The organism is Nostoc sp. ATCC 53789, from assembly GCF_009873495.1.
GTDB classification, from domain to species: Bacteria; Cyanobacteriota; Cyanobacteriia; order Cyanobacteriales; family Nostocaceae; genus Nostoc; species Nostoc muscorum_A.
Genome location: NZ_CP046703.1, coordinates 3,752,098 through 3,765,598 on the forward strand (window position 1 = coordinate 3,752,098; position 13,501 = coordinate 3,765,598).

The 13,501-nt window shown below is 39.5% G+C and carries 13 protein-coding genes; 9 read left to right on the top strand and 4 right to left on the bottom strand.

Annotation, left to right across the window (positions count from 1 at the left end; translation table 11 throughout):
* Positions 1-354: 354 nt before the first annotated feature.
* Both GJB62_RS15420 and GJB62_RS15425 read left to right on the top strand, forming a co-directional pair.
* Complete coding sequence (locus GJB62_RS15420) at positions 355-1,416, top strand: EamA family transporter (RefSeq protein WP_114085243.1); 1,062 nt, start codon at positions 355-357, stop codon at positions 1,414-1,416.
* Positions 1,417-1,549: 133 nt separating this feature from the next.
* The gene (locus GJB62_RS15425) at positions 1,550-2,698 is read left to right on the top strand and encodes a peptidoglycan-binding protein (protein ID WP_114085242.1); all 1,149 of its coding nucleotides are present in this window, start codon (positions 1,550-1,552) and stop codon (positions 2,696-2,698) included.
* A 2-nt stretch (positions 2,699-2,700) separates the two neighbouring features.
* On the opposite strand, the gene GJB62_RS15430 is transcribed toward GJB62_RS15425, so the two are convergent.
* On the bottom strand, positions 2,701-3,156 hold the full coding sequence (locus GJB62_RS15430) for a DUF2141 domain-containing protein (protein ID WP_114085241.1): 456 nt from the start codon (positions 3,154-3,156) through the stop codon (positions 2,701-2,703).
* A 485-nt stretch (positions 3,157-3,641) separates the two neighbouring features.
* Positions 3,642-5,204 (bottom strand): ammonium transporter, encoded by a 1,563-nt coding sequence (locus tag GJB62_RS15435; protein ID WP_114085240.1) that lies wholly within the window; start codon positions 5,202-5,204, stop codon positions 3,642-3,644.
* A gap of 1,157 nt (positions 5,205-6,361) precedes the next feature.
* On the opposite strand from GJB62_RS15435, the gene GJB62_RS15440 reads away from it, so the two are divergent.
* The 4 genes from GJB62_RS15440 to GJB62_RS15455 all read left to right on the top strand — a co-directional run bounded on the left by GJB62_RS15440 (position 6,362) and on the right by GJB62_RS15455 (position 9,565).
* Positions 6,362-6,847 carry a glutathione peroxidase gene (locus GJB62_RS15440; protein ID WP_114085239.1) on the top strand — a complete coding sequence of 162 codons (486 nt, stop codon included), beginning with the start codon at positions 6,362-6,364 and terminating at the stop codon, positions 6,845-6,847.
* Positions 6,848-6,980: 133 nt separating this feature from the next.
* Positions 6,981-7,802: an SDR family oxidoreductase gene (locus GJB62_RS15445; RefSeq protein ID WP_114085238.1), complete on the top strand. Its 822-nt coding sequence runs from the start codon at positions 6,981-6,983 to the stop codon at positions 7,800-7,802.
* A 21-nt stretch (positions 7,803-7,823) separates the two neighbouring features.
* Positions 7,824-8,753, top strand: coding sequence for an alpha/beta hydrolase (locus GJB62_RS15450; protein ID WP_181852934.1), 930 nt, complete (start codon positions 7,824-7,826; stop codon positions 8,751-8,753).
* 77 nt (positions 8,754-8,830) lie between these two features.
* Positions 8,831-9,565 (top strand): redoxin family protein, encoded by a 735-nt coding sequence (locus GJB62_RS15455; protein WP_114085237.1) that lies wholly within the window; start codon positions 8,831-8,833, stop codon positions 9,563-9,565.
* 68 nt (positions 9,566-9,633) lie between these two features.
* On the opposite strand, the gene GJB62_RS15460 is transcribed toward GJB62_RS15455, so the two are convergent.
* The gene (locus GJB62_RS15460) at positions 9,634-9,888 is read right to left on the bottom strand and encodes a hypothetical protein (protein ID WP_245245938.1); all 255 of its coding nucleotides are present in this window, start codon (positions 9,886-9,888) and stop codon (positions 9,634-9,636) included.
* A 211-nt stretch (positions 9,889-10,099) separates the two neighbouring features.
* On the opposite strand from GJB62_RS15460, the gene GJB62_RS15465 reads away from it, so the two are divergent.
* Positions 10,100-11,344 carry a hypothetical protein gene (locus GJB62_RS15465; protein ID WP_114085235.1) on the top strand — a complete coding sequence of 415 codons (1,245 nt, stop codon included), beginning with the start codon at positions 10,100-10,102 and terminating at the stop codon, positions 11,342-11,344.
* Positions 11,345-11,380: 36 nt separating this feature from the next.
* A complete protein-coding gene (locus tag GJB62_RS15470; protein WP_114085234.1) occupies positions 11,381-12,139 on the top strand; it encodes a phosphatase PAP2 family protein in 759 nt (252 codons plus the stop codon).
* A 189-nt stretch (positions 12,140-12,328) separates the two neighbouring features.
* Here GJB62_RS15470 and GJB62_RS15475 read toward each other — a convergent pair whose 3' ends face one another.
* A complete protein-coding gene (locus tag GJB62_RS15475; RefSeq protein ID WP_245245939.1) occupies positions 12,329-12,601 on the bottom strand; it encodes a hypothetical protein in 273 nt (90 codons plus the stop codon).
* Positions 12,602-12,976: 375 nt separating this feature from the next.
* On the opposite strand from GJB62_RS15475, the gene GJB62_RS15480 reads away from it, so the two are divergent.
* Positions 12,977-13,438 carry a hypothetical protein gene (locus GJB62_RS15480; RefSeq protein ID WP_114085232.1) on the top strand — a complete coding sequence of 154 codons (462 nt, stop codon included), beginning with the start codon at positions 12,977-12,979 and terminating at the stop codon, positions 13,436-13,438.
* Positions 13,439-13,501: the final 63 nt, after the last annotated feature.

The following is a 13,501-nucleotide window of genomic DNA, read 5'->3' on the forward strand; positions in this document are numbered from 1 at the left end:
AACCGCTTCACGCGCAGAGAAGCAAGTCCGTTGCTCATGTGGTCAAAGTTTGAGGAACTGGTCCGAAACAGATATAAAAAAAGAAGTAAAAATGCTGAACTTTTGGCAAAAGTGCCTAATTTTAAGCATTTGCGTTTGTTAACTAAATAAAGCTTTTTCAAACTATCCGTCTACTGAAAAACATATTCAACCTCCTGTAACTTGAGCTACACCTGAGTATTCTTCCCTGATCATTGAGACAGACGCTACACGATGTTGTCAAGCACCCGCCAGAAGCGATCGCAAAACTACATAATTCGGTAAAATTGGGTAAAGCAATTTTTGTGCTTGTTAAACAAAGGCATCAGCAAACCCATGCAACTGAAACTCAGTGCATCTCGACTTCCCTTCGCCCCTCTCTTGTTAATTGCGCCCTTTTTCCTATGGGGGACGGCAATGGTAGCCATGAAAGGAGTGATACCCCACACCACACCGCTATTCATGGCGGGAGTGCGCCTGATACCAGCAGGGATGTTAATTTTGATTGCAGCAGCATTCATGGGTAAACCCCAACCCAAGGGTTGGGCTGCATGGCTGTGGATTGCCTTATTTGCCCTCATAGATGGGACTTTATTTCAAGGCTTTTTGGCTGAGGGATTAGTCAGAACCAGTGCGGGGTTAGGGTCTGTGATGATTGACTCGCAACCCTTGGCAGTAGCATTGCTGTCGTTGTGGCTATTCCAAGAACACATTGGTTTTTGGGGATGGCTGGGGTTAGGTTTGGGAGTCACAGGCATTAGTTTAATTGGCTTACCTGATGAGTGGATTTTACATATTCTCGACTCAGGCGCAAATATCACAATTGGCAACTGGCAAGACTTGTTTGCTAGCGGTGAGTGGTTGATGCTATTGGCAGCCTTATCAATGGCTGTGGGAACAGTGTTGATTCGGTTTGTGTGTAGGTATGCTGACCCAGTAACCGCTACGGGATGGCACATGATTTTAGGTGGATTGCCATTATGGGGAATTTCGTCAGTTGTCGAATCTCAGCAGTGGGAAAATCTGGGAGGATCTGATTTAGTGGCTTTGAGTTATGCTACTGTCTTTGGCAGTGCGATCGCCTACGGGTTATTCTTCTACTTTGCCTCTAGTGGCAGTCTCACTAGTCTTAGTTCTCTTACCTTCCTTACGCCCGTCTTTGCCCTACTATTCGGCAATCTCTTTCTCTCAGAAGTCCTCAGTCCGGTGCAGTGGGTAGGTGTTTTCCTCACTTTAATTAGCATCTATCTCATTAACCAACGTGATGCTTTAGGAGCGCAAAACGACACACTTACTGTCGGCGAAATAGCTAATATACAGCAACCAGTTTTAGATTCATCTGTTAAAAAATTGAACCCTGTAAGCCTAGCAGTTAGAAAATCTGAACCAGAAATTTAACCCTAACTTGTTAAGTATAGGTGAGGGTGATTAGAGACAACACCCAATGCCCAATGACAGTTAACATTTTGTCATCTAGAAGGTATTGTGGTATCGAAGACTTCAAAAGCACGTTCAGGCTGAAACTTTCAATATGAGGCTATGCCGTTCCTCTATTCTGATATTTACCTGTTTTTCTTGCGTGGGTTTTTACCCAAATCGTGCAAGTACAGCCACTCCTAACCTAGCGCCTGAAATTTTAGAACTGGCACAAGCTAGTTCGACAGTTACCGCTAGTCCGGCTGTATTGAGATATGGTAGTCAAAAATCAGATGTGCAGAGATTACAAATCCAATTAAAACAGTTGGGATACTACAATGGCGTGGTAGATGGACAGTACAACGCTAGTACAGAAATCGCTGTAGCTAAATTCCAGAAAGCAAAGGGTTTAAAAGTAGATGGACTTGCTGGTCTAACAACTAGGAGGAGGCTGCTAGCAGCTTTAGTTGCCAAAAATCAGATTGTCACCTCTCCATCTCCAATAGTCACTTTTCCTAATCCAACTCCCAAACCGATTGCAAAACCCCAGTCACCTGAGAAAGGTTTCATCTGGTGGTTTATATTTGCCATTGGAGTTATAGGAAGTATTGGCGCACTTATTTACCTGATGAGGTGGTTTCGTCAGATTAAACAAGTGCAAAAGTCCGAAATATTAGATACTAAAAGATTGAGTGAAGCTAACAAAAAAACGATGATACCACCCCCACCAGAGACTGTAACTAGTCCAGAAAAAGCTACGCCGCCGCTACCCACACAATTACTAGTACCAGAAAAAACTTCCCGGCTTGCTAAACTCAATATCGTTGACGAATTAATTCAAGATTTACGCAGTTCTGACCCAACGAAGCGACGCAAGGCTATTTGGGATTTGGGACAGCAGGGAGATTCGCGGGCAATTCAGCCAATGGTTGACCTAATGATTGATGCTGATTCTCAAGAAAGCAGCTTAATTTTGGCAGCTTTGGCAGAAATTGGTATCCGCACACTCAAACCGATGAACCGGGGTTTAGCAATTTCAATGCAAGATGAAAGTCCCCAAGTACGGCAAAATGCGATCCGAGACTTGACGCGCATTTATGACATAATGGGTCAAATGAGTCAGATGTTGCGCCATGCATTAGAAGACCCAGATGCCGAAGTACAAGCAACAGCACGATATGCTTTAACTCAGATGAATCGAATGCGTGGCTTACCGGAACAACAAGGTTTACCAGAAGATTCACACAACGATGCACGAGAATAAGCCTAAAAATATTTCAACTGAATTTGGATATTAGTGTTTGGGCCTGCCACTAAAAATGCTGCTTCGCCAAATTTGGGCGCACCTGTGCGAATTTCTGGATTTCTGGAAAATCCAAAGCCTTCTTTTGGTATACCAAAAACATTACTGTTGAGAATGCGGTCATTATTTTGATCGTGGAAGACAGCAACGGCATAATTACCTGCTTTCAAGTTCTCAAAGGTAATGGATAAGGGAGTGTCAGTAATCTTGGTACACTGCTTTTGTAAGCCGCGATCGCGATCGCTAGGAAATCCTTCACTACTAGCAAATATACTGGTACAGACTTGTCCTTCTTTATTCTTTAAGCCATCAATTTCTAGGGTAAGTTTACCGTTAAAATTTGCCTTGGCACTCAACGACCATGCCATATTTCCCACAATTGCCAATAGCAGCATACCAACTCTCAATTCTCTAACCATAAAATCTTCACAGAATAAAATAAGTTTTCAATCAGGCATTTCGTGAAATAGTATCGCTAAATTATTGAAGAAGGTAGAAAGTGGGAAAAGCACAAGGTATAAAACCCCTTACTTTTCCCCGCTTGGATACAGAATTTGACGGAATCAGTTTAATCTATAAGACTCATATTTGATTTTTGAAAAAACCCCGTGCAACTCGAAAAGCTTTTTTCATGTTGCCTATTAACTAGTATGTCTACGCTCCCGTGAGGGATACAAAAATCAAAGCCGGTTCCTAGACTAATGCTGTGTTGGTAGCTCGTATTAGGAATATAGCGGTTCTTGCTTGGGTGCAGTACAGTTTTTACCTCTCTCCAAACTAGGAGAGAGGCTTTGAATCTTACTCCCCTTCCCTTCAAGGGAAGGGGCTGGGGGTTAGGTCTGTATTCCATGCAATTGGGAACCGCTATATTCCAGAGGTTAAACCAAAGAAATAAATATTTCTCCTAAAGTCTCCCAACTGAACTTTCTTCTCCAGAAAATCCAGTTGCATCTCCTTCTTTGAGAAATCCACTATAGGCTTCCATACCGTGTTCACCGATATCCAAACCTTCTAATTCCTCTTCTTTGGATACTCTGATACCTAAAGTAGCTTTCAGTGCCAACCAAAAAATACTACTGAGTAAAACAGTGAAACCACCTACTGAGACAACGCCCAGCAACTGAACACCGAACTGTCCAAAGCCACCACCTGCAAATAAACCTTTTGCTGGGCCAAGTGTATCGCCATACCAGGAATAAACACCAGGGCCAACAGACCATAGACCTACTGCGAGAGTTCCCCAGATACCACAAACTAGGTGAACGGAGGTAGCTCCCACTGGGTCATCAATGCCAAGTTTATCAAAGAATGTTACAGAGAAAACTACCAGTACCCCAGCAATCAAGCCAATGAGTAAAGAAGCAGGAATACTTACGTAAGCACAAGATGCTGTAATACCAACCAAGCCAGCCAAAATACCATTGATAATCATTGACAGGTCTGGTTTACCTAAGTAGAACCAAGCTGTAATGGTAGCAGCAATTCCACCAGCAGCACCAGCCATGTTAGTGGTGACAGCAATGTGACTGATTGCACTAGGATCGGCAGCCATCACGGAACCGGGGTTGAAACCAAACCAACCCAACCACAAGATTAGACAGCCCAAAGTGGCAATACTCATGTTGTGACCAGGCATAGCCACAACTTGCTTATCTTGATATCTACCAAGGCGGGGCCCAAGAAATGCTGCTCCCATCAAAGCTGCCCAACCACCTACGGAGTGAACCACCGTAGAACCGGCAAAATCCCAAAAGCCTCTGTCTGCTAGCCAACCAGTTCCCCAAATCCAGTGTCCGGTAATGGGGTAGAGAATACCTACAAGTAACAGGCTAAAAATTAGGAAGTCAACAAACTTAATCCGTTCCGCTACTGCACCAGAAACGATTGTTGCTGCTGTCCCAGCAAACACTAGCTGGAATAAAAACTTGGCACTTAGGGGTACACCAGTCCAACTAATGGCACTGAAAACGCCTTTATAGGCTTCTCCTGTGGCGGGACTGTTATCTGTTCCTCCTAAGAAAAACCCATTCAATCCAATGAAGTCATTGCCATCACCGAACATTAAGGCAAAACCGATTACCCAAAAAGCAACGCTGGACAAAGCAAATACAATCAAGTTTTTGGAAAGAACGTTGACAGCGTTTTTCTGGCGACAGAAGCCAGTTTCTAACATACAAAAACCAGCATTCATGAAGAACACTAAAAAGGCTGCGATCGCAACCCACAGGGTATCAAGAGCAACTTTAAGTTCTGCTGTCGTTGGCCCTGCGGCTGGAGCTTGGGCAACTGCGGCATAACCCCAACCCAACACAATCAGACAAGCTATAGGTAAACAAGCTTGCCAACTGGGAGAGAGCCGCTTAATGGCTTGATTAAATAGCTTGACTTTTGAGTTGGACTGTGAATTTACAGCGTAATTTCTTGCAGACAAACGCCTATTTTTTGTTTTCGATTTTTGTTTGTACATAAACTTGAGCATTATCCTCTAAACCATCCTTAAAAACAGGAAAAAACTAACGGAAGAAGTAAAAGCCACTGGTTTTTTATATTTTCTCCTTAGACCATTTTTTTCCCAACCAGAAAATCAAATAACCTTAGTAGGAGTTTAGAAAACTATTGGTACATCTGTAAATCTTTTTTGGAAGTCTTCTTCAGAAATTATTATGTCCTTTCTCAAAAAGTCAAGTTTCCTTTACTTCAACTTTAAATATTGCCAAACAAAGTATTTGGCATGGCTATAAAAATTCCCTAAAATTATCAACATAATATCAATAAAAATAGGGTAGATAGTCGTAAATAATCTATGACAATTTACTTTAGCTACCGTACAATGACTATTTTTCTTTTGAAAGCGTTATTCTTGGCTCTATTCGCTCTCGAAAGCTCCTATTTCCGAAGTCTTAGTATGATTTTTTTTATTCGATCGTATAAACATCAGTCCATACTGATGTGGCGTGTTTATAAGCATCGATCCCAATGCGATCGGCTTCGGGATGGACAAAAAACTCTGATTAAAAAATATATAAGCATTCTTCCACAGAAATTATGAGACTACTTATTGTTTTACCTTTAGTAAATTTATGCCTAAATAGATAAATCTGAATGATTGTCTATTGACTGTAACCAAAAAACTGTATCACAAAATACATTTTCTGATTAAGTTGTGCAAAATAGCTTCTGATGCAACAAATAAAGCAACTATATCATTTATAGTTAAGTATTTTCCGACCTGAGAACGGAAAATACTTAACTTAATTAATTTTTTATACAATAAGTTAGTTATCCGCTACTTCCTTGGTAGCTCCTTTAAAGCGACTACTGGTTGTATTGACAATTGATCTCTGCAATAAAAAATGTATTAAAAATAACGCGTATTTCTGAGATAGCAGATTAGTCGAGCTATTTACAGGAGAAGTAAATCTGGTTACAAGTATAAACTTATAGGCGATCGCTACAGATAGCCCTTTTCAAGTAATGGAAGTACACCACTCCCTATTTCACGTGAGTTAAACAAAATTGTAGTGGTAAACAAGATTAACAAATCTAATTTCCTTCAACAAACTGGGTTTAGAGTACCTGTAATATGGGAAACTTGGCAATATTCCCTATAAATTCAGATTCAAGATGAACAACACAATTTCGGACATTGCCGTTAAGACTATCAACGGCAAGGATAAGCAATTAAACGAGTATACCGGGAAGGTACTCTTAATTGTGAATGTGGCTTCCTACTGCGGTTATACTTCTCAATACGACGGGTTAGAAAAGTTGAACCAGAAGTATGGTGAAGCAGGATTAAAGATTTTAGGGTTTCCCTGTAACGATTTTGGAGCGCAGGAACCAGGAAGCAATGAAGAAATTGTGCAATTCTGCACAAGTAAATATGGTGTTACCTTTGAACTATTCGATAAAGTCCATGCAAAAGGCTCACAGCAGCATCCACTTTATGAGCGACTTACCAAAGCCATTGAGCCAACAGGAACTATTGCTTGGAACTTTGAAAAATTTTTAGTTAACAAACAAGGTGAAGTGATAGCTAGATTTAATAGTAGTGTGCAACCCAATTCACCAGAAATAATTGCCATAATTGAAAAAGAACTAGCAAAATAGTCATCAGTCACTAAATCAAAATTTTTGTACTATTGACTGTTAGCTCTGGACGGTTAAATTTATTTACGCCCAGTTCCTTAATTTGAGAATAGTGTCTCAACTAGTAGTTTAATTTATTTGTGTTTAATTTGTCATGAATGTTGCAATTATTGGTTGTGGTTATGTTGGTTATCAAGTTGCTGAATATTGGCAGCAAACAATGAATTTTTTTGTTACTGCAACCACAACTTCCTCTGAGCGTGTCTCTAAACTACAATCAGTATCCCAAAGAGTTGTCGTTACCTGCGGAAATGACCTAGATAGTCTAAAATCAGTTTTGCACAATCAAGATGTTGTACTTTTGAGTGTTGGTGCAAAAGGTGCAGATTTTTATGAAGAAACTTATCTAAAAACTGCCCAAAACTTAGTTTCATGCTTGCAGCAAATTCCGAGTGTGAAACAATTAATATATACAGGTAGTTATGCAGTATATGGTGACAGAAATGGTGTATGGGTAGATGAAGAAACACCACTTGCACCGGCTAATTTAAATGCCCAAATTCTCCGCAAAACAGAGGATATATTATTATCGGCATCTAGCGAAAATCTCCGCGTTTGTATCTTCCGCTTAGGAGGAATATATGGCCCCGGTAGAGAACTTTTGAAAATATTTAGTAGATATTCGGGTACAAACCGTTCCGGCGGCGAGGATATCACCAATTGGATTCATCTGGATGATATTGTTGCTGCGATAGAATTTGCCCGTCACCGTCGTTTGCAAGGGATTTATAATCTAGTAGATGACGCACATCTTACCAGCCGAGACTTGCTAGATAGTCTATTTGAAAAACATAGTTTACCCAAAGTTATATGGGATACTTCTATTAAGAGTACTCGCCCATATAATGCTTGGGTATCGAATGAAAAGCTGAAAGAAGCTGGATACCAGTTAATTCATCCACAGATGATTTTTTAGCAAGTATTATAACTAGGAATTATGCAACCATCTGCTGTGACTAATACAACTAATTTGACAGCATCTCCTAGCCAGTTTTACACTTGGCAGAATTATCGTTGCGCCTACGAAGTTCATCAACCAACTAACACAACATCTGAGGGTATTCCCTTGCTGTTGATTCATCCTATTGGTGTCGGATTGTCGCGGCAATTTTGGCAGCGATTTTGTCATGAATGGTATAATTCAGGTCAGCATAATACCATTTACAACCCTGATTTACTGGGATGTGGCGAAAGTGATATGCCTCATCTGGCTTATACTCCTAGTGATTGGGCAGAACAGTTGCAGTACTTTTTACAAACAGTAGTACGTCAACCTGTCATTGTAGTTGTACAAGGGGCATTGTTACCAGTTGCGATCGCATTACTCCAAAAAGAATCAAACTTAATTTCCAGACTTGTACTTGCTGGGCCTCCAACGTGGGCTTTGATGACAAATAAACCACCAGAATGGCAGCAAAAATTTATTTGGAATGTGTTAGATTCCCCTTTTGGAATTCCTTTTTATCGCTATGCACGCACTCCTAAGTTTTTACGTTCTTTCTCAACTCGCCAACTATTTGCTTCTGAGAGTGCTGTTGATGCAGAGTGGTTGAATACATTAGTTGCAGGTGCAGAAAATCCTGCTAGTCGTCATGCAGTGTTTTCTTTTTTAGCAGGGTTTTGGCGACAGGATTATACTAATTTTATTGCCTCGATTCAGCAACCAACATTAGCGGTTGTCGGGGAAACTGCATCGAGTATTAGCCAAAATAATAGAAAAGAAACGCCAGACGAGCGCTTGGCTAACTACCTCGCCTGTTTTCCTCAAGGTAGAGGTATAAAAATAAATGGGCGTAATGTTTTGCCTTATGAATCCACTGCTGAATTTGTAGCAGCGATCGCACCATTCATCAACGAAGTCTCTTAGCTGATTGATAGTTACAATTATACTAGTCCTCCCATGCTAGGTTATGACTGGAATTGATTACTTGAGGAAGCAAGAACATGGTAACGAATCGCCGAGGACAAAGAGTTCCTAGTGTCACTTTTCATACTCGCAAGGACAACCAGTGGGTGGATGTGACAACCGATGAATTGTTTGCTAATAAAACAGTGGTTGTCTTCTCTTTACCAGGTGCTTATACTCCAACTTGTTCATCCACTCATCTTCCTGGTTACAACGAGTTGGCTGGGATTTTCAAAGAAAATGGTGTCGATGACATTATCTGTATTTCTGTTAATGATGCCTTTGTCATGAACGAATGGTCAAAGGATCAAGAAGCAGAAAATGTTACACTAATTCCCGATGGAAATGGTGAATTTACTGAAGGCATGGGAATGCTGGTAGATAAATCAGACTTGGGTTTTGGTAAGCGATCGTGGCGCTATTCTATGCTGGTAAGAGATGGTGTCATTAACCAAATGTTTATTGAGCCAGACGAGCCAGGAGATCCCTTTAAGGTATCCGATGCTGAAACAATGCTTAGATACATCAACCCCCAAGCAGTGAAGCCCGAAGTAGTTTCTCTGTTTGCGAAAGTGGGTTGTCCCTTCTGTGCCCGTGCTAAAGCAATGCTCAAGGAACATGGCATTAACTACGAAGAAATTACTTTGGGTAAGGATGTCACCACACGCTCGTTACGAGCTGTTACAGGGGCGACAACAGTTCCCCAAGTCTTTATCGATGGTAAATTAATTGGTGGTTCTGAGGCATTAGAAGCCTACTTCGCTGCTAAATAGTTTTCACTAGGGGCGTACAGATGTGCGTCCCTACAACGGATTCAAAGATTGCTCTTCTGTTTTGAGGTTTAGTAACGGCGATCGCGTTCTAAGTCATAAATCACTTTCTCCAAATACCATTTATCCGATTGACCTTGATGCCTCTGGCGCTGCTGTTTGAGTAGTCGTTCGGCTGTTGTCGCATCACCGTTAAGTAAAACAAGTAAACGTTTTTGCAGTTTTCTGTTTTTCGGGTCACTGAAGTATGACTTAGAAACCTTGTTCCGTGGTTGAGATGACCACAGTTTGATTAAGGCAAGTGATAAGCCGACGATCAGAAGCACCGCAATCAATCCCATACTTATTAAAATTAAGTATTAGCTATCTTATATTCTGTAAAATATTTATCTAACTAGCATCAGTGATTTTTGGGATATTTTCGTGAAAATCATTAATTAACAAATCTTCAGATGAATAGATGTATTTTTGTCCAGTTAATTATTACTTCTCATATAGAATTGACTCGAATTGAATTTCCATTTATTCACAACTAATATGCTTGCCAGAATCCGCCGAATTTTGAGTCAATTTTTTAATAAATCAAGAACAATCAACAACGAACCACTGAATAAAGTGAGTTTGATTGTGATTATTTTAATTGATATTTTTATCTTGATGAATGTTTTTACGGGACTAGATGATATTAGCAGATGGCATATCAGCCCGACCGAGGCTTATCCATGTTATTCAGAGTGGCAAAATTACCGGGCAAAAACCACTAAAGATAAAGACTATGAAATTGTGAGACTTTCATTGCCAGATTACCAGAATAATCAACTCAGTTTTCAGAAAAACTATCAACAGGCTGAAGCAGGACATCTGGGTAAGGTTTCTCAAACGTGTTTGCAATATGCCAGCTACAAGGATAAACTTAAGAATCCTGAAAAGCAGCAAATCATCAGAACTATTGATCAGAAACAAGCGAAAATCAGCTCCCTTGCACAAGCCAATAGCACTATTGAAGCCCAATATGACTCAACGCTCTTAGAAAAAATTGCAGGTCAGGGTCGTCAACAATCAATTAATCAAGTTAGTGCTGAAAAAGCTAAACAGACATTAGAACAAAATAATCGCCAAATTTCTCTTCTTAAACAAGAAATTTCTACTCTTAAAAATGAATTGCTTGCCAAACCAGAAAGCATTAGTTTTATCGCCTTTCTTAAAGATGACAATCAATTTCGGGAAGTTGATAAAGGTTATCAACAGGCATCATTTTGGTATCCAAGTATACAGCTTGGTTTTCAGTCACTTTTTCTATTACCTCTAATTATTATTGCCTTATCAGTTAACAAATTTGCTCAGAGAAGAGGATATGGACTTGTATCGCTAATTAGCTGGCATTTGCTAGTTATATTTTTTATTCCACTAATTGTTAAAGTATTTGAATTTCTGCAAATAGGTGCAGTATTCCAATTTTTATTTAATATCATTAGCACCCTTTTTGGTGGGTTAGTTTTCCTGATAAATTATGCTTATATTTTGCTGATTCCAATTATCGGTTTTGGAATTATCCAGTTTTTCCAAAAAGTTGTCTTTAATACTAAAGTTCAGGCAGCTAATAGAGTCCAAAAATCACGCTGTGTAAATTGCGCTAAGAAAATTCGACAGATTGATACTTACTGTCCGCACTGTGGCTATTACCAATATATTGAATGCCAAAACTGTCATAATCTTACTTATAAACATTTGTCGTACTGTAAGCATTGTGGAACTTCTCAAAATTCCACCAGTAATTTGTAATCAGTGAGTAGTTAATCGGTATTTTTAACTTAGATTATGGAAAAAGCCAATAAGGAGAGTCAGTCACCGCTTTCTTTTCTCAAAAATCTGTTGATTGCTCGTTGGCGATCGCTCTTACTCCTGTTGATCGGAGTTTATTTACCTTTGCAGGTCTTTGAAATTCTGACAGTGAAGATATGGGAAAATCAAGCAGGCTTCCCGTGGGATGTGCCTATTCTGTTAGCAGTTCATTCTACAGCAAACCCACAGCTTGATGTTTTAGCAGTGACGCTGGCTATCATTGGGTTGCCTTGGATGGCGATACCGATTTTGGGTGCGATCGCACTAATATTACTACTACAAAAACGCTGGCGATCGCTAGCTTATTTGCTCACCGTCTCACTGGGAAGTGTGATTATCAACCGCACAGCCAAGGAATTAATGCATCGAGTGCGTCCACAATTGTGGCAGTCCATTGCGCCTGAGTCTAGTTTTGCATTTCCCAGTGGTCATGCTATGACGAGTATAACTCTGGTAGCAATTTTACTATCCTTAGCTTGGGCTAGCTCTTGGCGCTGGTTGGTTCTTATCTCCGGCAGCTTATACATAATAGCTATTGCCTGGTGTCGTCTCTATCTGGGGGTACATTTTCCCAGTGACATTCTCGCAGGTTGGATGGTTACATTAGGTTGGGCAATTGGTGTCAGTATAATTATCAAACCGTATATAACTAAAGTCAAAACCGTAGATAGCGAACTCCCCAAGAATGAAACTACCTTACTGCCTGAAGAAAAAGAGTTGATAAATGAGGAGTGATGCTATATCTGCTAAAAGACTTTTATATCCTCTTAAATACCCATTAAAAAGGGGGAATTTGATTCCGCTTTCCCCCTTTTTTAGAGCTGGAGTACATTAATGAGTGCTTAAATCACAACTAAACCTTTTTCAGACAAACTTTTAACTAAAAGGTATTTAAATACACCCATAAATAATTTTCCAGGCCTACTACGATCCTTGCAAAAGCTCATTGATATAACTTATACTCTGTTTAATTTGTTCTGTTAAAGAAGTTCTCAATAAGTCAATAGTTGCGCCTGAAAAATTAAGTAACCCCAAAGCATATAATAGGCTTGAAATACCGATAAAAAGAGCCAAAAGTCTACCAAAACAACCGGGATTAATTTCAATAAAACCTAATTTAGACTGCCCAATTACAGCAATCGTTACAAAAACAATTCCAGCTATTAAAAATGTGCTATTTGGAGTTATATCTGTCATATTACTATTAAGACGCTTCAGTATTTTTATTGTAGCTATTATTAGTCTAAATTTATGTCCTTACTATAACAATCCTAAATGATTTGTAAGAGAATTCATCGTCTGATAACGTCATCTCCCAAAGTATCGGGGAGATGGCAAGGGTTTTACAATTATCTCAAATTCTCACGCATGATTTGGGACTGCTATATGTGCAACAATAAAAATTAATTTACATCTGAGTTAAACGGAAATTTTATTTTTTACTATTTTGCTGAAACTATTTATCTGTAAAACTTTCAGCATCAGAAAGCCAAATTTTTCTCACTCTTGTACTAGACTTGGGTTTAGTTTACATACTATAATACACTAAGTCGATAGGAATAGTGGGTTTTTATGGAAAGCGTCCAAAACGTCAGTCAAGAGTTAAATGTAACAGGAGACAAAGCCCTAGAGGATTTGCAACAATCGACTCCAGAAGAGTTAAAAAAAGACATTTTCAAAAAACTCAGAGGTGGATTTTTTCTGGTACTAGGATATTTATTGTCACCACTATGTTGGTGGAATGACCTACTATTCAATCTGCCGATAGCTTATGGTTTTGGGTATATATGTAGTTTACTTTCCCCAAAATTACTTCTACCTTGTTCAATTATAGGATATTGGCTCTCTAATATTGTGGGAATACTCTTGATGCAATTTGGTTCTAAGGACATTTTTCAAAAAGAACCTCAAGAGCATAACCTCAAAAAAGAATTATTCACGGGTCTAATTTCTTCAACAGCTTATACCCTCTTGATTATACTATTGATCCAGTTGAAGATTCTCGATTCTCCCATTTTATTTGCCAACGGTTAATTTAGCTAATCAAATTCCTACAGAACAAAGATATCCCTGATTTCTTCAATAAGTCGGGGATAT